Origin of the sequence: Rhodobacter ferrooxidans (genome assembly GCF_000176015.1) — a bacterium.
Lineage (GTDB): Bacteria > Pseudomonadota > Alphaproteobacteria > Rhodobacterales > Rhodobacteraceae > Pseudorhodobacter_B > Pseudorhodobacter_B ferrooxidans.
This window is the reverse complement of record NZ_ACYY01000002.1, coordinates 83,118-101,867: the sequence shown is the minus strand read 5'-3', so window position 1 is coordinate 101,867 and position 18,750 is coordinate 83,118. Positions and strand designations below refer to the sequence as shown.

At 62.9% G+C, this 18,750-nt stretch carries 24 protein-coding genes; 13 read left to right on the top strand and 11 right to left on the bottom strand.

Going from position 1 to position 18,750, the window contains the following annotated elements; translation table 11 throughout:
• Nucleotides 1-139 precede the first annotated feature (139 nt).
• The 4 genes from RSW2DRAFT_RS02000 to RSW2DRAFT_RS01985 all read left to right on the top strand — a co-directional run bounded on the left by RSW2DRAFT_RS02000 (nucleotide 140) and on the right by RSW2DRAFT_RS01985 (nucleotide 2,992).
• Nucleotides 140-1,342 (top strand): flagellin, encoded by a 1,203-nt coding sequence (locus RSW2DRAFT_RS02000; protein ID WP_008027529.1) that lies wholly within the window; start codon nucleotides 140-142, stop codon nucleotides 1,340-1,342.
• Between the two features lie 68 nt (nucleotides 1,343-1,410).
• Nucleotides 1,411-1,791 carry a flagellar biosynthesis regulator FlaF gene (gene flaF / locus RSW2DRAFT_RS01995; protein WP_008027527.1) on the top strand — a complete coding sequence of 127 codons (381 nt, stop codon included), beginning with the start codon at nucleotides 1,411-1,413 and terminating at the stop codon, nucleotides 1,789-1,791.
• The gene (flbT, locus tag RSW2DRAFT_RS01990; protein ID WP_008027525.1) at nucleotides 1,788-2,192 is read left to right on the top strand and encodes a flagellar biosynthesis repressor FlbT; all 405 of its coding nucleotides are present in this window, start codon (nucleotides 1,788-1,790) and stop codon (nucleotides 2,190-2,192) included. The genes flaF and flbT overlap by 4 nt, the downstream gene beginning before the upstream one ends.
• A 59-nt stretch (nucleotides 2,193-2,251) precedes the next feature.
• Entirely contained in the window at nucleotides 2,252-2,992 is a 741-nt protein-coding gene (locus RSW2DRAFT_RS01985; protein ID WP_232209633.1) for a DUF1217 domain-containing protein, read from the top strand.
• Nucleotides 2,993-2,999: 7 nt separating this feature from the next.
• Here the strand turns inward: RSW2DRAFT_RS01985 and RSW2DRAFT_RS01980 are convergent, their stop codons facing one another.
• Entirely contained in the window at nucleotides 3,000-4,313 is a 1,314-nt protein-coding gene (locus RSW2DRAFT_RS01980; protein WP_008027521.1) for a FliI/YscN family ATPase, read from the bottom strand.
• An 84-nt stretch (nucleotides 4,314-4,397) separates the two neighbouring features.
• Here RSW2DRAFT_RS01980 and RSW2DRAFT_RS01975 point away from each other — a divergent pair, with 84 nt between their 5' ends.
• Genes RSW2DRAFT_RS01975 through RSW2DRAFT_RS01935 form a run of 9 tightly spaced genes read left to right on the top strand, consistent with a single transcriptional unit; the run spans nucleotide 4,398 to nucleotide 8,935 of the window.
• Nucleotides 4,398-4,778 carry a FlgB family protein gene (locus RSW2DRAFT_RS01975; RefSeq protein WP_008027517.1) on the top strand — a complete coding sequence of 127 codons (381 nt, stop codon included), beginning with the start codon at nucleotides 4,398-4,400 and terminating at the stop codon, nucleotides 4,776-4,778.
• A 9-nt stretch (nucleotides 4,779-4,787) separates the two neighbouring features.
• Nucleotides 4,788-5,168, top strand: a complete 381-nt coding sequence (gene flgC / locus RSW2DRAFT_RS01970) for a flagellar basal body rod protein FlgC (RefSeq protein WP_008027516.1) — start codon at nucleotides 4,788-4,790, stop codon at nucleotides 5,166-5,168.
• Between the two features lie 12 nt (nucleotides 5,169-5,180).
• Nucleotides 5,181-5,471, top strand: a complete 291-nt coding sequence (gene fliE, locus RSW2DRAFT_RS01965) for a flagellar hook-basal body complex protein FliE (RefSeq protein ID WP_008027514.1) — start codon at nucleotides 5,181-5,183, stop codon at nucleotides 5,469-5,471.
• A gap of 42 nt (nucleotides 5,472-5,513) precedes the next feature.
• Complete coding sequence (locus RSW2DRAFT_RS01960; RefSeq protein WP_008027512.1) at nucleotides 5,514-5,780, top strand: flagellar biosynthetic protein FliQ; 267 nt, start codon at nucleotides 5,514-5,516, stop codon at nucleotides 5,778-5,780.
• Between the two features lie 2 nt (nucleotides 5,781-5,782).
• Entirely contained in the window at nucleotides 5,783-6,493 is a 711-nt protein-coding gene (locus RSW2DRAFT_RS01955) for a flagellar hook-basal body complex protein (RefSeq protein ID WP_008027510.1), read from the top strand.
• 9 nt (nucleotides 6,494-6,502) lie between these two features.
• Complete coding sequence (gene flgG / locus RSW2DRAFT_RS01950; RefSeq protein ID WP_008027507.1) at nucleotides 6,503-7,288, top strand: flagellar basal-body rod protein FlgG; 786 nt, start codon at nucleotides 6,503-6,505, stop codon at nucleotides 7,286-7,288.
• A complete protein-coding gene (gene flgA / locus RSW2DRAFT_RS17740; RefSeq protein WP_008027505.1) occupies nucleotides 7,288-7,707 on the top strand; it encodes a flagellar basal body P-ring formation chaperone FlgA in 420 nt (139 codons plus the stop codon). The genes flgG and flgA overlap by 1 nt, the downstream gene beginning before the upstream one ends.
• 12 nt (nucleotides 7,708-7,719) lie before the next feature.
• Entirely contained in the window at nucleotides 7,720-8,439 is a 720-nt protein-coding gene (gene flgH, locus RSW2DRAFT_RS17735) for a flagellar basal body L-ring protein FlgH (protein WP_008027504.1), read from the top strand.
• A gap of 10 nt (nucleotides 8,440-8,449) precedes the next feature.
• Nucleotides 8,450-8,935, top strand: coding sequence for a flagellar basal body-associated FliL family protein (locus RSW2DRAFT_RS01935; RefSeq protein ID WP_008027502.1), 486 nt, complete (start codon nucleotides 8,450-8,452; stop codon nucleotides 8,933-8,935).
• Between the two features lie 32 nt (nucleotides 8,936-8,967).
• On the opposite strand, the gene RSW2DRAFT_RS01930 is transcribed toward RSW2DRAFT_RS01935, so the two are convergent.
• The 10 genes from RSW2DRAFT_RS01930 to RSW2DRAFT_RS01885 all read right to left on the bottom strand — a co-directional run bounded on the left by RSW2DRAFT_RS01930 (nucleotide 8,968) and on the right by RSW2DRAFT_RS01885 (nucleotide 18,706).
• Nucleotides 8,968-9,300, bottom strand: a complete 333-nt coding sequence (locus tag RSW2DRAFT_RS01930) for a hypothetical protein (RefSeq protein ID WP_008027500.1) — start codon at nucleotides 9,298-9,300, stop codon at nucleotides 8,968-8,970.
• Entirely contained in the window at nucleotides 9,297-10,382 is a 1,086-nt protein-coding gene (gene flhB, locus RSW2DRAFT_RS01925) for a flagellar type III secretion system protein FlhB (protein WP_008027498.1), read from the bottom strand. Before flhB ends, RSW2DRAFT_RS01930 begins: the two co-directional genes overlap by 4 nt.
• Nucleotides 10,379-11,158, bottom strand: coding sequence for a flagellar biosynthetic protein FliR (locus RSW2DRAFT_RS01920; protein ID WP_008027496.1), 780 nt, complete (start codon nucleotides 11,156-11,158; stop codon nucleotides 10,379-10,381). The genes flhB and RSW2DRAFT_RS01920 overlap by 4 nt, the downstream gene beginning before the upstream one ends.
• Entirely contained in the window at nucleotides 11,155-13,233 is a 2,079-nt protein-coding gene (gene flhA, locus RSW2DRAFT_RS01915) for a flagellar biosynthesis protein FlhA (RefSeq protein ID WP_008027493.1), read from the bottom strand. Before flhA ends, RSW2DRAFT_RS01920 begins: the two co-directional genes overlap by 4 nt.
• Nucleotide 13,234: 1 nt before the next feature.
• Nucleotides 13,235-14,014, bottom strand: a complete 780-nt coding sequence (locus RSW2DRAFT_RS01910) for a lysozyme family protein (protein WP_008027491.1) — start codon at nucleotides 14,012-14,014, stop codon at nucleotides 13,235-13,237.
• Between the two features lie 84 nt (nucleotides 14,015-14,098).
• On the bottom strand, nucleotides 14,099-16,327 hold the full coding sequence (locus RSW2DRAFT_RS01905; RefSeq protein ID WP_008027489.1) for a hypothetical protein: 2,229 nt from the start codon (nucleotides 16,325-16,327) through the stop codon (nucleotides 14,099-14,101).
• Complete coding sequence (gene motA, locus RSW2DRAFT_RS01900) at nucleotides 16,324-17,193, bottom strand: flagellar motor stator protein MotA (protein WP_008027487.1); 870 nt, start codon at nucleotides 17,191-17,193, stop codon at nucleotides 16,324-16,326. Before motA ends, RSW2DRAFT_RS01905 begins: the two co-directional genes overlap by 4 nt.
• 56 nt (nucleotides 17,194-17,249) lie before the next feature.
• Nucleotides 17,250-17,822, bottom strand: coding sequence for a MotE family protein (locus RSW2DRAFT_RS01895; protein WP_008027485.1), 573 nt, complete (start codon nucleotides 17,820-17,822; stop codon nucleotides 17,250-17,252).
• On the bottom strand, nucleotides 17,819-18,208 hold the full coding sequence (locus RSW2DRAFT_RS01890) for a hypothetical protein (RefSeq protein WP_008027483.1): 390 nt from the start codon (nucleotides 18,206-18,208) through the stop codon (nucleotides 17,819-17,821). Before RSW2DRAFT_RS01890 ends, RSW2DRAFT_RS01895 begins: the two co-directional genes overlap by 4 nt.
• 12 nt (nucleotides 18,209-18,220) lie before the next feature.
• Nucleotides 18,221-18,706: a flagellar basal body-associated FliL family protein gene (locus RSW2DRAFT_RS01885; protein ID WP_008027480.1), complete on the bottom strand. Its 486-nt coding sequence runs from the start codon at nucleotides 18,704-18,706 to the stop codon at nucleotides 18,221-18,223.
• Nucleotides 18,707-18,750: the final 44 nt, after the last annotated feature.

Here is an 18,750-nt window from a genome sequence, read left to right as displayed (position 1 = left end):
ATCAATCAATCTGCATCCCAGAGCGGGGTGGCGCGGTCCGACCCAAGTCCTCCGCATCGGTAGAAAGCCTTTCCCGCCACCAATCCGGTGGCTTCCAGTGCCGTGCGCAAAGCGTCGGCTTTCAAAGAGGAAAATGACGATGTCGTCCATTCTGACCAATACCAGTGCCATGGTCGCGCTTCAGACCATGAAGGGCATCAATGCCAACATGAACAAGACGCAAGCCGAGATTTCGACCGGCAAATCCGTCGCTTCGGCCAAGGACAACGCCGCCGTCTGGGCCATTTCGAAAGTCATGGAATCGGACGTTCAAGGCTTCAAGGGCATTTCCGACAGCCTGGCGCTGGGGTCATCGACCGTGGCCGTGGCGCGCAAGGCTTCCGAAACCGTGACCGACCTGCTGACCCAGATCAAGGGCAAGATCGTTGCGGCGCAAGAAGCCAACGTCGACCGCGGCAAGATCGATGCTGATGTCAAGGCTCTGACCAAACAGATCGAATCCGTGGTCGGCGCCGCGCAATTCAACGGGCTGAACCTTGTCAACGGCTCCAAATCCACTGTCGATATTCTGGCGTCGCTGGATCGCAGTGGTGCCGGGGTGACCGCGAGCAATATTACCGTCACCGCGCAAAACCTTTCGACCAATGCTGGGGCCGCGCTGACCAACGGCACACTCTCCGCTGCATCGGTAGTTACCGGCACCGACGTGACGCTGGATGGTTTCACCTTCCAAGAGACCGGCGGCGCCTTGGCCAGCAATGATCCGCTCGCTGTCCCAACCGATTTGACGGCACTTCTTGCCGGGGATTCGATCAGCTTGAAGATCGGTTCGGTCGAAGGAAAGTATGTGGTTCAACAAGGTGACAACGCCGATTCCCTGATTTCGGGCCTGAAGAACTCGTTGTCGCAAAACGGATTGTCGGATACGGATTTCACGCTTTCGATCACCGGTGCTGGGGAATTGACGGTCGCCAACAACACCAACGTCGCAGCGGATATCTCGGTGGCGGCTTCGCGCGGAACTGGTGCATTGGCTGGCTTGAATTCTATCGATGTGCAGACAAACGCGGCTGGCGCGCTGACCGCCATCGAAGACATGGTGAAAGGTGCGATTGATGCTGCGTCTTCCTTCGGCTCAGTCCAGAAAAGGATCGAAATCCAGTCGAGCTTCGTCAGCGAACTCTCGGACTCGTTGAAAGCCGGTATCGGCTCGATGGTCGATGCCAACATGGAAGAAACCTCGGCCCGCCTGCAGGCGCTGCAAGTGCAGCAGCAGCTGGGCATCCAGGCGCTGTCGATCGCCAACCAGCAGCCGCAAAGCTTGCTGGCGCTGTTCAAGTAAGGGCACGGGCCGGGGGTTCGCCTCCGGCCCCTTCTTTCTGACCCCATTCAATCCCGGAAGGACCCTTCATGACAGCCGCCCTGAAAATGGCACGCAGTGCCTATGCCCGCCCCGAGGCCCCGGCCCGGACGTTGCGCGGCATCGAATACGATCTGCTGGCCCGCACCACGCATCAGCTGAAAGAAAGCTGGACCCGCCGCAAGGAGGATTTCTCGGGCTTCGCCACCGCGTTGAACGACAATCTGCGCCTGTGGTCGGCGCTGGCCGCCGATGTGGCCGAGCCGGAAAACGGCCTGCCCGCGCCGCTGCGCGCGCAACTGTTCTACCTTTACGAGTTCACCGCCGAACACAGCCGCAAGGCCCGGCAGGATCAGGCCTCGGTCGAGGTTCTGGTCGATATCAACACCGCCGTCATGCGCGGCCTGCGCGGCGAAGGGGGTGGGTCATGACCGGCCTTGTCCTGAAGCTGGGTCCGCACGAGCGGGTGCTGATCAATGGTGCTGTGATCGAAAACGGCGAGCGGCGCTCGCGGTTGGCGATCATGACGCCCAACGCCCATATCCTGCGGCTGCGCGACGCCATCCACCCCGAACAGGTCAACACGCCGGTTCGGCGGGTGTGCTACATCATGCAACTGGTGCTGTCGGGCGATGCGGATCCGGTCGAGGCGCGGCAACAGTTGCTGCGCGGCATCGAGCAGTTGAGCCAGGTGCTGACCGATCACGACAGCCGCACCTTGCTGTCGCAAGCCACCGCCGCCGTGCTGGAAGACCAACACTATCAGGCACTGAAGGCCCTGCGCGGCCTGCTGCCAAGGGAGGAGCGGCTGTTCGCCGCGATGCCGGCATGAGCTTCACTCCGGTCCTGCCGCTTGGGGGTTACGCCGGATGGAGCCTGCTCAAGCGGACCATGACAACACAGAAGGCGGCCTTCGCGGCCGTCTCCACCTCCAAGCGCGAGGAGGAGTATTTCCGCGCCAATATCGGCAAGATCAAGACCGCCGAGGCGTTGGTCAGTGACCGGAAACTGCTGAAAGTGGCGCTGGGGGCCTTTGGCCTGGATGCCGATATCAACAGCAAGGCCTTCATCCAGAAGGTTCTGGAAGGCGGCACGCTGAAGACAGGCGCGTTGGCCAACAAGCTGGCCGACAAACAGTATCAGGCATTCTCTGCCGGGTTTGGCTTTGGCGATTTCGCCACGCCGCGCACCCAGCTTTCCACCTTTGCCGACGAGATTTTGACTGCCTACAAGAACCGGCAGTTCGAAACCGCCGTCGGCGAGCAGAACGACGACATGCGTCTGGCGATGAATGTGGAACGCGAACTGGTTACCCTTGCCGGAAAAAGCACCACCGAAGATGCCAAATGGTTCACCGTCATGGGCTCCAAACCCCTGCGCGCGGTGTTCGAAAAGGCCTTCGGTCTGCCCAGCAGCCTGGCAGCCCTTGATCTCGATCAGCAGTTATCCGTGTTCAAATCGGCCGCCAACAAGGCCTTTGGCGCCACCAGCGTGTCGCAATTCGCCGACACGACGAAACTCGACAAGCTGGTGAAGCAGTTCCTGATCCGGTCCGAAGTGGCGGCGGGCATGACCAGCACGTCGGGCGCGTCAAATGCCTTGCAACTGTTGCAGGCCATGCAGGGCAATTGAAACCAGCTCACTTGCTAGCGAGGCACGCCGCCAGCTTGCGGAAGCTGCCTTCCACACCATCCGCAGCATCTTCCGCCAGAAACGCATCCAACGCCGGCCAGACCCGGATCGCCGCATCCACCATCGGGTCGGAACCTTTGGCATAGAGCCCGGCCTGGATCATCATCTCGGCCCGGTCATAGGCACCCAGCAAGCGGCGGGCCTCGGCGATCATGGCGTTTTCGGCCAGATTTGCCGCCTCGGGCAGGCTGCGCGACACCGAGCGCAACAGATCAATTGCCGGATAGCGGCCACGCTCGGCAATCTTGCGGTCCATCACCACATGGCCGTCCAGCACGCCGCGCAGGATGTCGGCCACCGGCTCGTCCATGTCCGACCCCGCCACCAGCACCGAGAACACCGCGGTGATGTCGCCCATCCCCTCCGGCCCCGGCCCGGCGCGTTCGGCCAGCGACATGATGGTATGCGAGGTCGAGGGCGGAAAGCCGCGCAGATTGCCCTCCTCGCCCGCAGCCAGCACCACTTCGCGATGCGCCTCGGCAAAGCGGGTGATCGAATCGGCCAGAAACAACACGTGCAGACCCTGATCGCGGAAATGCTCGGCCACCGCCATTGCCGTCCAGGCGCAGCGACGCCGGATCAGCGGCGACTGGTCCGACGTGGCGGTGACCACGACCGACCGCGCCATGCCCTGCGGCCCCAGCACCCGGTCGGTAAATTCGCGCAACTCGCGCCCCCGTTCCCCAACCAGCGCGATCACCACCACATCGGCGGTCACCCCGCGGGCAAACTTCGCCAGCAGCGAGGATTTGCCGACGCCCGAACCGGCGAAAAGCCCGATCCGCTGGCCGCGCACCAGCGGCAGAAGCGTGTCAAACACCGCCACGCTGGTAGAAAGCCGCTCACCCAGCCGCCGCCGTGTGGCTGCCGCCGGGGCCGCATCGCGCAAGGGCCGCGGTTTGGGCCCGCGAAACAGCGCCCGCCCGTCCAGCGGTTTGCCGAAGGGGTCGATGATGCGGCCGATCCAACTGTCGTCCGGGGCAATTTCGGCGCGGCCCACCAGCTCGACCGCGTCACCGATCGCCAAGCCCTCGGCCGAGCCGTCGGGCAGCACCGTCACGCCCTCGCGCGCCAGCCGCAAGACTTCGCCGCCCAGAACGGCACCCGAGCCGCGAATCAGCACACGGTCGCCCAGCGCGCTGGCCTCGGTCAGACCGGCCACCCGCAGCGTGCCACGACCGATCTCGGCGATGCGGCCAACCAGGCTTGTGGTCTGAACCCCGGCAATTTCTGCCAACAATGCATCAAATACGCCGCTCATGAGATTCTCTCTTTGTTCGCTGATTACTGTTTCTAAAGGAATCACCGTTAAGCCTTGGTGAAGTTGGTCGAGGGAGAAGCCCCGATGTTTGAAAAACTGGATGTGGTCAGAATGGCGCAGGCAATGGCGGCCCATGCGGGGGCGCGGCAAGAGGTGATTGCCCGCAACGTGGCGAACGCCGACACGCCCGGTTTCAAGGCGCAAGACCTGCCGGATTTTGCCGAAACCTATCAGGCCGGCGAAGGGGCGATGCGCGCCACCCGTCCAGGCCACATCACGGCGCCCGATCTCGCCAGCCTGCCGGTTCCCCGCACCGCCAACGGCTCTGCCTCGCCAAATGGCAATACCGTGTCGCTGGAAAGCGAGATGGTGAAGGCGGTCGAAGTGCGCCAGCAGCATGACATGGCCTTGGCGATCTATCGCAACAGTTCCGACATCCTGCGCACCTCGCTGGGCCGGAAGTAAGGGGGCATCATGGCAGACCTGCTTCAATCCCTGACCATGGCCGCCTCCGGGATGGAGGCACAGGCGATGCGGCTGCGGCATGTTTCGGAAAACATCGCCAACGCCGATACCCCCGGCTACCACCGCAAGACCATGAGCTTTCAGGAAGCGATGGATGGCGGCACGGTCGAGGCCGGGCCGGTGCGGCTGGACCGCAGCGAGTTGGTGAAGATCTACGACCCCGGCCACCCCCTGGCCGATGAAACCGGTCACTACGACGGCTCGAATGTCGATCTGGTGATCGAAATCGCTGACGCGCGCGAAGCGCAGCGCAGCTACGAGGCGAACCTCAAGATGTTCGACCAGGCGCGGCAGATGACGCAAAGCCTGTTCGAGTTGTTGCGCCGGTAAAGGAGAACCAGAATGGACGTGAGAACCTCTTTTGCCGCACAGACCTACGCGCAGGCCCGCTCGGCCGCGGCTCCACAGCCGCAGTCGGGCGGTGCCGGTGCGGGATTTGCCAAACTTGCGGGAGATTTTGCGCAAACCCTGGCGCAGGGCGAACAGACCGCCCGTGCTGCCATGACCGGCGGCGCCGATCCGCATGCGCTGGTGCAGGCGCTGGCAGCATCGGAACTGGCGGTCGAAACCGCAGTGACGGTGCGCGACAAGGTGGTCGAAGCCTATCAGGAAATCCTGCGGATGCCGGTCTGAAAGCCTTAGACCGGCACACCCTTCACAGAATGTGAGACAAACATGACCGAAAGCGAGATTTACGACACCTTGCGGCAGGGGCTGTGGATTGCCGTGCTGATCTCGGCACCGCTGTTGACGGTGGCGTTGGTCGCCGGGGTGGTGGTCGGCTTGTTCCAGGCACTGACCTCGGTGCAGGAAATGACGCTTACCTTCGTGCCGAAAGTGGGCGCCATGCTGGTGGTGTTCTGGGTGTCGATGAGCTTCATGACCTCGACTCTGGTCGGGTTTTTCAGCGAAACCATCATCCCTCTGATCGCGGGAAGCTGACGATGGACGCTGCGGGATACACCACGCTGACGCGCCAATCCGGCCTGATGCGGGAAATGCAGGTGGTGGCCAACAACATCGCCAACATCTCTACCACCGGCTTTCGCCGTGAAGGTGTTGTTTTTGCAGAATATGTCAAGCGGATGGACGGCGAGCCGTCGCTGTCGATGGCCCATGCCACGGCGCGCAACATCGACCTTGGTCAGGCCAGCATCAGCCAGACCGGCGGCGCATTTGACTTTGCCATCCAAGGTGACGGTTTCTTTCTGATTGAAACGCCACAGGGTCAAAGGCTGACCCGCGCCGGCAGTTTCACACCCTCGGCCGAGGGTGAACTGGTCAATCCCGACGGTTTTCGTCTGCTGGATCAGGGGGGTGCGCCGATCTTTGTGCCACCGGATGCAGGCGTGGTCGGCATGTCGGAAGACGGCACACTTTCGGCAGGTGGCCAGCCGCTGGCCCGCGTCGGGCTGTGGCAGCCGACCGACCCCAACACCCTGCGGCATCAAGGTGGCACCCTGTTCGAGGCCGGTGCGATGGAGCCGGTGGAGGATGGCCAGATCCTGCAAGGCTACATCGAAGACAGCAACGTCAACCCGATTTCCGAAATTGCCCGCATGATCGAGGTGCAGCGCGCCTACGAGCTTGGGCAGAAGTTTCTCGATAACGAGGATGCCCGCGTCCGCGGCGTCATCCAGACCCTTGGCCGATAGGAGTTTGCCATGAATGCTTTGCAAATCGCCGCAAGTGGCATGGCCGCCCAGCAGATGCGGGTCGATGTGGTGTCCAACAACCTGGCGAACATGTCCACCACCGGCTACAACGCCCGGCGTGCTGACTTTGCCGACTTGCATTATCAACAGCTTGCCCGTCCGGGCACGGTTTCGGCGCAAGATGGCACCATTTTGCCGACCGGTGTGCAGCTTGGTCTTGGTGTGCGCCCGGCTGCGGTTTCAATGGTGATGGCGCAGGGAACGCTGGCGCAAACCGGCGGCGATCTGGACCTTGCGATCGAAGGCCAGGGCTATCTGGAGGTCACGCTGCCGTCGGGCGCCTCGGCCTATACCCGCGATGGGGCGCTTAAACGCACCGGTGACGGGCTGATTGTCACCTCGGAAGGGCATCAGGTCGCCCCCGGCATCACCATTCCGGCCGACGCCCGCAGCCTGTCGATCAATGCCGATGGCGAAGTTTACGCCTATTTCGTCGATCAGGTTCAGCCCTCGCTGCTGGGGCAGTTGAACCTGGTCGGCTTCACCAATGAAAAGGGCCTGGAGGCGATCGGCTCGAACCTGTTTCTGGAAAGCCCGGCCTCGGGGGCGGCCATTGTCGGCACACCAGGGCAAGACGGGTTGGGCACGCTTCGGCAGGGCTATCTGGAGGAAAGCTCGGTCGATGCAGTGCGCGAAGTGACCGAACTGATCAAGGCGCAGCGCGGCTATGAATTGAACGCCAAGGTCATCACCGCCGCCGACCAGATGTTGTCGGCAACCACGCAGTTGCGCTGATGCGGTTCCTGGCCCTGATCCTGCTGTTTCCCACCCTGGCCCAGGCCGACAGCCTCGTCGCCACCCGCACCATCCGGGCGCAAACCGTGCTGGCGGAAACCGACATGACGCTGGTGGCCGCCGATATCCCCGGTGCGCTGACCGATACGGGTGCCGCTTTGGGCCTTGAGGCCCGCACCACGCTCTATGCCGGACGGCCGATCCGGCCGGGTGATCTTGGTGCCCCGGCGATTGTCGAGCGAAATCAAGTAGTTTCCCTTGCCTACCATGCCGGGCCGCTGACCATTCTGACCGAAGGCCGCGCCATGGCCCGTGGCGGGGTCGGCGACGTGATCGCCGTAATGAACCTGGATTCCCGCACCACCGTATCTGGCCGCATTGATGCCGAAGGCATGGTGCAGGTCAACACCAACCCCTGAAGGATGCCTGAGATGCGTATTTTGCTGTTGTGCCTGTTGCTTGTCGCTGCCTGCGGGCGGCTGGATCAGGTCGGGCGCGCCCCGGCGTTTTCGCCGCTGGAGGGCAGCTATCAGCACAATGCGATGTATTCCAACCCGATACCGGAATCGACCGAGCCGGATGCCGCTTCGGATGCCTCGTCGCTGTGGACCGGCGGACGCGCTTCGCTGTTCGGCGACCGGCGGGCCGGGCGGCGCGGCGATATCCTGACCGTGGTAATCGAGATCGACGACAAGGCCGAGATTTCCAATTCATCCGACCGCAGCCGCTCCAGTTCGGAAAATATGGGAATCCCGTCGCTTCTCGGCATACCGCAGCGGCTGAATTCGGCACTCCCCGCTGGCGCCAGCATGGCCGATGCGGTGTCGGCCACGGGCTCCTCCAGCTTTCAGGGCGATGGATCGGTGGCGCGCAAGGAAAAACTGACGCTGCGCGTGGCCGCCACGGTGGTGGAAGAACTGCCCAATGGCGTTCTGCGGATCGAAGGCCAACAGGAGGTCCGGGTGAACTTCGAGTTGCGCGAGCTGATCGTGACCGGCTATGTCCGCCCGGTCGATATCTCGCGCCAGAACGAGATCACCTATGACAAGATCGCCGGTGCCCGGATTTCCTATGGTGGCCGTGGGCAGATTACTGATGTGCAACAGCCGCGGCTTGGTCAGCAGGTCGCCGACATCCTGCTGCCGTTCTGAGGAGGGTGACATGGGCAAGCTTGTACCCATTCTTCTGGCGGTGATCGGCTTGGCGGTGGGCGGCGGCGCAGGGATATTCCTGCGCCCAGCCCCCGAAGCCCCCAGCCCAGAAGCTGCCGCCGATCCACATGCAGTGGCGACGCCTTCCGGCGAAGAGGTTCCTCCCGAGGCCCAGCCGGAATATGTCAAGCTCAGCAACCAGTTCATCGTGCCGATCGTGGCCGACGGGCGCGTGAACGCCATGGTGATCATGGCGCTGAGTGTCGAGGTCACGCCTGGTTCGACCGAGGCGGTCTATGCCAAAGAACCCAAACTGCGCGACGCCTTCCTGCAAGTGCTGTTCGACCATGCCAATGCCGGCGGCTTCCGCGGCTCTTTTACCGATGGTGCCAACCTGACCCTGCTGCGAAAAGCATTGCTGGAAGTGGCCCAAAGCACGATGGGCGACATGGTGACCGACGTTCTGATTGCCGATATCGCCCGGCAGGATGCCTGACTCCGACCGCTTGAGACCGGATTTAGCCCGAATCAGGCCGTGCTGCCGTCGCGCAGCCGTTGCAACACATCTGACCGACCGAAAGCCTGCCGGGCCTCGGCTTGCAGATCCAGCCATGCGGCGGTCTGCCGGGCCAGCGTCAGGTTGATCTCGGCCCGCCGCGCCTCGGCCCAGCGTTCATAAAGCAGGCCCGCCTGAGCTGCGGCAATTTCCGGCAGATCGGTGGCGGGGGTTGCCTCAAGTCCGGCAAGCCGATCCAGGCTTTCCTGGCGGGACCGGGCCGCGGCGTGAAGATCGGTCAATTTCACATCGAGGATCAACCCGGCAAGCTGGGAAAGCCGGGCCATCTGTTCACGCTTGCTCATGTACGTCTCCTGGCTTTGCGCCGCATGGCTTCGGCGAAGCGGATGGCGGCGGCCACGGCGCGGTATTGTTCGGGCCGAATTTCCTGACCGACCTCGACCGAGGCGTGCAGCGCCCGGGCGGTTGGCGGGTCACGGTGCATCGGCACTCCGGCCTCGGCGGCGCGTTCGCGGATACGGGCAGCAATCTCATCCACACCTTTGGCGACGCAAACCGGCGCCCGTTTCGCGGCGCGATCCCATTTCAACGCCACCGCATAGTGCGTCGGGTTGACCACAATCACATCGGCAGTGGCGACATCAGCCAGCATCCGATTGGTGGCAATGTCATAGCCACGCTGCCGCCGCTGCGCCTTGGAATGTGGATCGCCTTCGGATTCCTTGTGCTCATCCATCATGTCCTTGCGCGACATCCGGTTGCGGCGCAGGTGTTCGGAGCGCTGCCAAAGATAATCCAGCGCGCCGATGGCCGTGGCGATGATCAAAACCAGGAACAGGAACTGAACCACCAGCCGCAGCAGCACCAGGGTGGCACTGGCCGGTTCAAGATAAAGCGCGCCCAGCACATCATCCATGTTCTGCATCAGGAACATGCCAAGGATCACCGAGATCACAAGCAGTTTGACAAAGCTTTTCGCGAACTCGAACAGGCCGTTGCGGCCGAATTTGTTCTTGGCCGATTCTATGGGCGAGATGCGCGACAGCTTTGGCATCAGCTTGTCAGGCGAAAAGATGAAGGCACGCTGGGCAAAGACCGCAAGGAAGACCGCCAGCGCCGGCAGCAGGAAGAACGGCGCGACCGCCCAACCGATCGCAATCAGCAGCCCGCCCAGCGGCGCGGTGCCGCCGGTCAGCATCAGCGCCGACAGCCGGTCAGACTGGTCCAGCAGCACAGCAGCCGAATCGCCAATGCGGCGCAGCGAACCCTCGCCCAGCGCCACGGCGGCAAGCAGCAACCCGCCATATGCCGCGGCGGTTGACAGATCGGTCGAACGCGGAATCTGACCCTTTTCACGCGCTTGATCGAGTCGGCGCTGCGATGGCTCGTGTTCCTTTTCGGCGCTGTCGTCTTCGCCGTCGCTCATGGCGCAACCTCAAAGGGTGCCGCAAGGAAAGCATCAAACGCCTGGGACCACAGCATCAATCCCAGCGGCGTGACGATGGCCAGCAGCGCCAGACCGCCCAAAGTCAGCGCCGGGGCACCGACGAAAGCCACCATCAGTTGTGGCATGGCGCGATTGATGATGCCCAAAGCCACGTTGTAGATCAGCGAGGCGATCACGAAGGGCGAGGCCAGAACGAAGCCCAGAGAGAACACCCGACCGATCTGAAACAACCCCCAATCGGCCAGATCTGCCGAATTTGGAAGGCGACCGGCGGGAAACACTTGATAAGACTGGATGAAAAGCTCGGCCATCCGCACATGCAGCCCTGCCATTACTGCCAACGCCAAACCCGCCATGGTCAGAAGATTGCCGATGGCGGGCTGCGGTTCAGCCCCCGCCCCGGCAAAAAGCTGCGACAGCGACGCGGCCTGCGCGGCAATGGCACCGGCGATTTGCAAGGCATGGATGAACAGTCGCAGCCCGATGCCGATGATCAGGCCCGCCATCACTTCGGTGGCCAACGGCAGGGCGATGCTTCCAGCCAGCGGCACCACCTCGGTGGCCACGGCAGGCGCCACGATGGCGGTGAAGGCCAGCGCCAGCACCAGGCGCACCCGAACCGGCACCGATTGCTCGCCAAAGGCCGGCAACAGCGCCATCGCCGCGCCGACCCGCAGCAGCACCAGAAAGCCGGTCCAGAGCAGGTCTTGCCCGAGGCCGGAAAGCTGGGTCAGTGTGGCGATCAGATCGTTCATACCGGCACAAGCCCCACCATGGCGGGACGTGCCTCGACGCCAATTTCCTCGTAGGACAGCACCGGCGCGGGCAGGCCCTTGGCCCCCATCACCGTACGCAAAAACCGCCGCCGCAGGGTCGAGGTGACCAGTGCCGGATAGACCCCATTCTCGGCCGCGCGGTTCAGCTTGTCAGCCAAGCCATTGGCAAGGCGGCTGAATTGCTCGGGCGGCAAGGCCACATCACGCAGGCCGCGGTCACTGTCGATCTGGTAGGTGGCAAAGGTCTTTTCCCATTCGGGCGCCAGCTGGATCAGCGGAATGGTGCCATCCTCGCGTTTCAGCTCCGCCACCAGTTGGAAGCCCAGCCGCTGGCGCACATGTTCGCAAACCGCCTCGGGTGAGCCCATGCTGCGGGCTTCTGCCACCGCTTCAAGGATCAAGGGCAGGTTGCGGATCGACACCCGTTCCTCCAACAGCAGCCGCAGCACGGTCAGCAGCAAATCGACCGGCACCTTGTCGGGCACCAGTTCCTCCAGCAGACGACGGTTGGCTGCAGCCCGCGCTGCGTCGGAAATATTCACGAATTCATCCAGCAGCCGACGCAGGCCCTTCAGCGTCAGCAGCCGCGCGAGATTGGCCTTCATCACCTCCAGCAAATGGGTGGCCAGCACTTCGGCAGGCGACACCACGGTCAAGCCGGCCAAAGCGGCGTCTTCCTGGTGGTCGGGCAGAATCCAACGGGCGGGGGCGGAATAGACCGGCTCGCGCACGTCCAGCCCGTCAGGGGCAGTCACACCTTCGGACAGCAGTACCAGAACCCGGTCTGGCATCAGCTTGTCGCGCACCCGTTCCACCCCCTGCAGACGGATGCGGTAAGATCCGGGCGCGAGCGCGGCCTCGTCGGTCAGGCGAATCTCGGGCAGAATCAGGCCGAAGGCGCTGGCGACATGGGTGCGCATGTTCTGGATCCGGCTGTCCAGCCCGGTGGCTGGATCCAGCACCATCGCCACAAGATTTGGGGCGAATTCGATGTGGATATCGTCGAAGTCCAGCACATCGCCCAAAGATTTGCGACGTGGCGCCTCGGGTGCCGCATCGGTTTCGGGTTTCGGCTTGCCACCATTGCGATGCACCATGAAAGCCGCACCTGCCAGCACGATGGCCCCCATCACGAAGGGCAAAAACGGCAACCCTGGCACGATGGAAAACAGCAGCATCAGCACCGCCACGGTGCCCAACGCCCCGGGATATCGCCCGAGTTGCTTGAAGAACGATACGTCGGTCGCCCCGGTCGCCCCGCCCCGCGCCAGGAGCAAAGCGGCGGCAATCGAGATGATCACCGCCGGAATCTGCCCGACCAGACCATCTCCCACGGTCAGTATCGCGTAGGTCTCGAATGCCACGCCCAGCGGCAGATCGTGCACGACGACGCCCATGATCAGGCCCATGACGATGTTCAGCCCTGTGATCATCAGCCCGGCCACCGCATCGCCCTTGACGAATTTCGACGCGCCATCCAGCGAGCCGAAAAAGTTGGTCTCGGCCAGTTCGCGTTCGCGCCGGGCTTTGGCCTCGGTGTGGTCGATGGCGCCCGCCGACATGTCGGCGTCGATCGCAAGCTGTTTGCCGGGCATGCCGTCAAGTGCGAACCGGGCGCCGACCTCGGCCATCCGGCCCGCCCCTTTGGTGATCACCACAAAGTTCACGATCAAGAGCACGCAAAAGATCACAACGCCGAGCAACACATTGCCGCCCATAATGAAATTGGCAAACCCCTCGATCACGTGGCCTGCTGCGTCGGTGCCGGTGTGGCCTTGGCCGATGATCAGCTTGGTCGAGGAGATGTTCAGCGACAGGCGCAACATCAAAGAGGCCAGCAGGATGGTCGGGAACGCCGAGAAATCCAATGGCCGTTCGATGAAAAGCGTGACGGTAAACATCAGGATGGCGAGAGCAAAAGACAGCGCCAGTCCGACATCCAGTATCCAGGCCGGAACTGGCAGCACCATCATCACGATGACCGCCATCAGCGCGACGGCCAGCAAGATGGTCGGGCGGAAGAAGGCTGCTACCTTGATCGGCGGGAAATCCATTTTACGGCTGCTCCGCGAACAGGCTTTGCCCGCCGGCGACCTGCGGCACAATCGACGCGCCGATGCCCCGGGCACCGACCTTCAGCAGCGGAAAATTGTTCTGCCGCGGCACCAGTTCCGCAAAGGTCTGCGGCGCGGCAAGGTCTTGTGGCAGTTGAATATCCTGACTGCCAAAACCGGCCAGGATCGCATCAAACCGCGCGCGATAGCGGTCGGCGTATTCGGGCGTATTGGAATGATAGGCACCAGCCGCGACCGACCAGTCACCGGATTTGTCGAAAAGATCGCGCAGGAACCGGGCGGCATAAAGCGCGTTCTCTTGCGGGTCGAACATCGCCTCCAGTGAGGGAAAGGCTTGCGAATGCCAGCGGTGATTGAGCTGGAAGCAGCCGATGTCCATGTTGCTGACACCCAGATCGCGCGCCTCGGTTGCGTGGGCCAGCGCCTGTTCGAAAGAATCAAACCAGTGCCCGGCACCGCCTTCATTGATCGTCCAGGGCCATGGGCGAAGCTGGCCTCCGGCACCCGGGTCGGGTCGTCCGGTTTCGGCCAGGGCGATGGCCTGAAGTACCACAAGTGGCACGCCGGTCTGGGCCGCGGCGTCGCGTGCCGCGAGTTCGCACAGGTCCGGGGGCTGCGGGATGCTTCCAATGGCGCTGGCCACAGGCGCGAAGGACCATAAAACCGCCAGGCCCGCAAATGCGGCAAGACTGCCATTCCGCGTGATCGCCAAGACACGGCGTGTTGCCGCCTGGTCTGGAATTCGACTGACTCGGCGCACCCGGGATTCTCCCTTGTTCGGCGATTGGTTTCAACCGCTGAGGCCGACATTAGGTGCCAAAGCTTTCCAATCCGTAAGCGCCAATCAGTTGGTGGGGGCACCGGCAGCAGAAACTGCCGGAACCCGCGCCAGAAGCGATGACAGCGTTTCGCGTGCAGCGGCGCTTTCTTCGACAGCCAGACGACCGCGTGCCAATGGGCCAGGCAAGGCGGCACCTTGTTCGGTCGAGGGGCCAAGGAGAGCAGCCGCTGGTGCCCATGGCTCATCAGGCAGTTTGGAAATCGTCTGCCATTGCGCGGACAAGCGGGTGGCGCGCTGGGCCGAGGCTGAGTCGCCCACTTCTGCAAACAGGCCGGCGGCACTGGGCATGTTGCCGAGTTGCAGTTGGGCGCGGGCTCGCAGGGCGACGGCGTCCGGACCTTCCGCTCCGGCCAGAAGGCGCAGCGCGGCACGAGCGTCTTGCCGTTGCAATTCAGCGCGCGCGGCCAGAAGTCGGTCGGCTAGTTCCGACGTTGAAGCCAAATCAGACATGGCGGGCAACCAGCGCAGAGCCTTGTCTGCAAAGCCAAGGGCCAGCAGGCGTTCGGCTATCTTGCGGCGCAGCGGTGGCGCCAGAGTGACCGGGGCAGCCGAATCCGGCAGCACAGCATGGGCAAGTAGTGCCGATTCCGGGCCCTGCTCGGCCAGGATTTTCCATAGGTCCGCCTCGGCATCCGGTGCCAGATCAAGTTGGCTAAAGGCAGAATCGAAATCGCCCGCCGCCGCCAAGGCCAGCAAATAGGCTCGCTGCAACACTGGTTCAAGCTCTCCACCGCGATGCTCGAAGGCGAGGGCGGCCAATGCGGTTACGGTGGCAGGGTCAATTGGCAGGCTTTGCGCAACCCGTGTCTCTACCTGTGCGATCAGCGCTTCGGTCGATGCCGGGCCACCGGTGGCGGCTAGCGTGGCCAGCGCGGTTTCACCCGCAACCTCATCGCCCATCGCCACTTGCAATTCAGCTTCCAGCAGCTCGACATGTGGCCCCGGATTGCCCGGTGCCCGCAGGATCGCATCGGACACGCTGCTGGCGGTTTGAACATCGCCCGCGGCAAGCAGACGCTCGGCGAGTGACGGGCCAAGGTGGCGGCGCAGATGCAGTGGCAAGGCCGAGAATGTGCGCAGAACGGCGGCTGAATTCACCTGGCCCGAGTTCGAAATCTCCGCCATCGACAGCACTGACCAGAGTGCTGCAGCGGTGTCACAGACCTGCATCTTTGCAAATGGTCCCGCTGCCTCGCTGGCATCATCAAGGATTGCCGCCATAGCCAGCCATATTTCTCGGTCTTCGGCGTCGGAATCCAGCAGCGTCAGCAATTGCCGTGCCTCTGCGCCGAACCCCAGATAAAGGTAATATTTTGCCGCGCGGCCAATTGCCGAGGGGTCAGGCCGGTCAAACTCGCCGGTGAGGCCGGTCAATGTAAGAGCCATCTGTTCGGCGACCGGCGAATCCGTGCCCCAATTAGCGATATCGAGCCTTTCATCGTTCAGACATTCAGCACCAGCCGCCGTCAAGGTCTGGGGCGGGCGCCGCCGGGTTCCGGCCTCGAAACCGGATTCTTCACCTATGCGAATCTGCGGCAGCAACGCGGGTCCAGCGTCGGTGCCGGCGGGTTCGGCGGAAAAGGTCGGCTCAGTCATGTCGACAACGCCGGTTGCGGCTCCCTGGCTCATCTGTTGCAGCAATGCGTCTCGCATCGGCGCGAGGTCGGCGCGTTCGGGGATAAGCGGCACGGCAGGGCCATTGGGGATGGGTAGGGCGGCACCGGCACCGGAATCGGCAATGTTGCGCCAGTCGTAGGTGGCGCCACTTGGTTCAGTGCGCGATTGCGGCTTTGGGTCGGGCTGCGCCGTCAGTTCTGGCTGTTCGCCACCATCCAGCGTCATCTCGAAGGACGAGCCCTCCGGCGGCGGCCCTTCGCGCAAATCAATCACGATCACCCCGGGCCGAAACTCGAACGGGATGGCATGACACGCGCAGCCGATACCAAGCCGCAGGTTGCCGCTGACCGGATCGACCCAGATGGCGGCAAGCCGGTCTTTTTGAATCAGGTCATAGACTTTCGACAGGTCATAGCGGACGTCGTCTCGGTCCAGCTTCAATTCGTAGCCATCAACGGTGCGCCCCATCGTCCATTGCACCGGCCCGCCGACCTGCAACGCCAATCGGGTAAAGCCGTCATGCTCGCCGGTTTGCACCACGATGGCGCGCGCTTCGGCCATCGATGCCGCAAACTGCCAGGCCAACAGAATCAGGCTGAGCAAAAGCCGTTTCATGCCGCGTCCTGCTTGAGGCTGCGCAGGGCCTCTTCCAGATCAGCAAAGCTGGGGCGCATGTGATGGGGCGTGTTCTGGCGGCCAACCTCAATGCAGATATTCGCCGGGTGGTTGTGCAGGTTGGCCACCAGCACCTCGCGGATCAGCATGTAGAAATGTGCGTCTTCCTCGACCACGGCCTGGACGCGGGTGGAAAACGGGCCAACGATGCCATAGGCCAGAAACACCCCGAGAAAGGTGCCGACCAGAGCGCTGCCGATCATCTTGCCCAGTATCGCCGGTGGTTGGTCGATGGCCCCCATCGTCTTGATAACGCCCAGAACTGCGGCGACGATTCCCAATGCGGGAAGTGCATCGGCGATGGATTGCAAGGCGTGACTGGTGTGAAGCGCGTGGGTATGCGATGTCTCCATCCGCTTGTCCAGAACCTCTTCGACCTGGTGCGGGTCGTCATAGTTCATCGAGGCGGCACGCAATGTATCGCAGATCAGTTCGACTGATTCATGGTCCTTCTGAATTTTCGGATAGCGCCCGAAAACGCTTGATTCGGCCGGATTCTCGATATGCTCCTCCAGCCCGACGGGGTTGGCGCGCGCGATGCGAATCAATTCGAATAGAAGACAAAGCAGGTCACGATAGTCGGCAGGCTTCCACTTCGGCCCTTTGAAAACCTTGCCAATATCTTTCAATGTGTGCTTCACGGTTGCCAGGTCGTTGGCAAGCAGGAAGGTGCCAACTGCCGCGCCGCCAATGATGATCATCTCGAACGGAAGCGCCGCCAAAACGACCATGATATGACCGCCTGCCAGCATGTAGCCGCCGAAGACCATGATGAAGATCACAAGCAAGCCAACGATGCCGATCATAATTCTTTCCTTCTGTCCGCCGCTGGCGAGACTGGCAGACTCAGATTAAGAAACCCTCACTCTGTTGGTACCGTCGCATTGCGACCGGCCAACAACACGCTGACGGCATAGGCGGTATCGGGTTTCATGCCCGACATCACCGCGGCCGCAGCATCGGGACGCATCCGGCCCAGAAAGCCCGCAGCAAACTCGGGTGCCATAGAATCGAACAGCGCCGCGGCATCCTTGGGCTTCATCGCCTCGTAAACCGTGGTCAGCCGGGCAAGGTCGGCTTCGGCTGCACCGTCGGCCATAGCCAGCGTCTTGGTCAGCTCGGCTTCGGCGGCAGCCAGCGAGGCCAGACGCTGGTCGATGGCGGTGTTGGCCAGATCAAGTGCCGCCAGACGTTCGGCAAGCGCCGATTCCTGAGCGGAAACCTGCGCCTCGCGCGTCGAAAGCGCTTCGGCCAAGGCCAATGGCGGGGCCGGGCAATCAAGAGCGGCGCCTGAGTCCCCCTCAGCGGGGGCATCTGGTGCCAACGCGAAAGCCAAACCGACATCGGCACCGATGCGCAGCGCCCCGGACGATGCCAGCAACAGTGCCAGAATCAGCAAGACCCCTCGTCCGGCCCGGCGTTTGCGGATGCTCATTCGGCAGCCTCCATCTCGTCACGCGCTACCCGGCGGCGCACGAAACGCAGCTTGCGTTCGGTGGAATCGGCGGCCTCGGCGACGGGGGCGGCAACTTTCGGCTCGGGCAGATCGTGCATCGAGGCCAATAACAGTTCCAGCCGTGCCGCAACTGCCTCGGATCGGGCGGTCAGCGCCTCCAGCGAGGCGGCGGAACCGGTGGCAGCGCCGCGCGCGCGATCCAGTGCCTTGGTCATGTCATCGACCTGCGATGACAGTACCGCAATCGCCCCGCCCATGCCGGTTTCCAGCGTCGAAAACCGCTTCAGCCGCACCGAAAGCACATAGCAATAGACCGCGGCACCGAAGGTTCCGGCCACCATCAGGATATCGGCAATCAACTCCATCTCGTCCTCCCCTCAGTTCAGGACAAATTCGGTGATCAGCAGATCACGCACCCGGCCATCGCCGGTGACGATCTGAATCCGCCGCAGCATCTGCGCCCGCAGCCGCACCAGCGCCGCCGGATCTTCCAACTGCGCCACCTCGACGGCGCGCAGATAACCGTTCAGCACATCCAGCACCCGCGGCATCAGTAGAACCACTTCGGCCTCATAGGGCTTGGCAACTTCCAGTTGCGCCGTCATCCGCAGATGCGCATTCTGTGCCGCTGCCCCCAGCGAGATCACCACCGGCTCGATCGGCACAAAGGCAATGTCGGGCAACGCACTGGCCGCGTGCGCATCGGCGGCAACCTCTTCATGCGCGGCACCAAACAACAAGCCGGAATAGGTGGCATAAAAGCCGCCGCCACCAAGCAGCAGTGCCAGCACCAGCCCGATGATCAGGGGCAGCTTGGATTTCTTCTTCGGGGCCGCGTCCTGCGGTTCTTCGGCTTCTGCCATGGCCACCTCCGGCACTTTGATTGGGCCAGATATAAACCCAAGGT

Excerpts from the sequence above, each read along its gene's own strand:
- RSW2DRAFT_RS01955 (WP_008027510.1), top strand. The coding sequence starts at position 5,783 with ATGGACGCTGCGGGATACACCACGCTGACGCGCCAATCCGGCCTGATG.
- flaF (WP_008027527.1), top strand. The coding sequence starts at position 1,411 with ATGACAGCCGCCCTGAAAATGGCACGCAGTGCCTATGCCCGCCCCGAG.
- RSW2DRAFT_RS01905 (WP_008027489.1), bottom strand. The coding sequence starts at position 16,327 with ATGAAACGGCTTTTGCTCAGCCTGATTCTGTTGGCCTGGCAGTTTGCG.
- flhB (WP_008027498.1), bottom strand. The coding sequence starts at position 10,382 with ATGAGCGACGGCGAAGACGACAGCGCCGAAAAGGAACACGAGCCATCG.
- RSW2DRAFT_RS01890 (WP_008027483.1), bottom strand. The coding sequence starts at position 18,208 with ATGGAGTTGATTGCCGATATCCTGATGGTGGCCGGAACCTTCGGTGCC.
- RSW2DRAFT_RS02000 (WP_008027529.1), top strand. The coding sequence starts at position 140 with ATGTCGTCCATTCTGACCAATACCAGTGCCATGGTCGCGCTTCAGACC.
- flgH (WP_008027504.1), top strand. The coding sequence starts at position 7,720 with ATGCGTATTTTGCTGTTGTGCCTGTTGCTTGTCGCTGCCTGCGGGCGG.
- RSW2DRAFT_RS01960 (WP_008027512.1), top strand. The coding sequence starts at position 5,514 with ATGACCGAAAGCGAGATTTACGACACCTTGCGGCAGGGGCTGTGGATT.
- RSW2DRAFT_RS01885 (WP_008027480.1), bottom strand. The coding sequence starts at position 18,706 with ATGGCAGAAGCCGAAGAACCGCAGGACGCGGCCCCGAAGAAGAAATCC.
- RSW2DRAFT_RS01930 (WP_008027500.1), bottom strand. The coding sequence starts at position 9,300 with ATGAGCAAGCGTGAACAGATGGCCCGGCTTTCCCAGCTTGCCGGGTTG.
- RSW2DRAFT_RS01935 (WP_008027502.1), top strand. The coding sequence starts at position 8,450 with ATGGGCAAGCTTGTACCCATTCTTCTGGCGGTGATCGGCTTGGCGGTG.
- flhA (WP_008027493.1), bottom strand. The coding sequence starts at position 13,233 with ATGGATTTCCCGCCGATCAAGGTAGCAGCCTTCTTCCGCCCGACCATC.
- RSW2DRAFT_RS01975 (WP_008027517.1), top strand. The coding sequence starts at position 4,398 with ATGTTTGAAAAACTGGATGTGGTCAGAATGGCGCAGGCAATGGCGGCC.
- RSW2DRAFT_RS01985 (WP_232209633.1), top strand. The coding sequence starts at position 2,252 with ATGACAACACAGAAGGCGGCCTTCGCGGCCGTCTCCACCTCCAAGCGC.
- RSW2DRAFT_RS01920 (WP_008027496.1), bottom strand. The coding sequence starts at position 11,158 with ATGAACGATCTGATCGCCACACTGACCCAGCTTTCCGGCCTCGGGCAA.
- flgC (WP_008027516.1), top strand. The coding sequence starts at position 4,788 with ATGGCAGACCTGCTTCAATCCCTGACCATGGCCGCCTCCGGGATGGAG.
- motA (WP_008027487.1), bottom strand. The coding sequence starts at position 17,193 with ATGATCGGCATCGTTGGCTTGCTTGTGATCTTCATCATGGTCTTCGGC.
- RSW2DRAFT_RS01980 (WP_008027521.1), bottom strand. The coding sequence starts at position 4,313 with ATGAGCGGCGTATTTGATGCATTGTTGGCAGAAATTGCCGGGGTTCAG.
- fliE (WP_008027514.1), top strand. The coding sequence starts at position 5,181 with ATGGACGTGAGAACCTCTTTTGCCGCACAGACCTACGCGCAGGCCCGC.
- RSW2DRAFT_RS01895 (WP_008027485.1), bottom strand. The coding sequence starts at position 17,822 with ATGAGCATCCGCAAACGCCGGGCCGGACGAGGGGTCTTGCTGATTCTG.
- flgG (WP_008027507.1), top strand. The coding sequence starts at position 6,503 with ATGAATGCTTTGCAAATCGCCGCAAGTGGCATGGCCGCCCAGCAGATG.
- flbT (WP_008027525.1), top strand. The coding sequence starts at position 1,788 with ATGACCGGCCTTGTCCTGAAGCTGGGTCCGCACGAGCGGGTGCTGATC.
- flgA (WP_008027505.1), top strand. The coding sequence starts at position 7,288 with ATGCGGTTCCTGGCCCTGATCCTGCTGTTTCCCACCCTGGCCCAGGCC.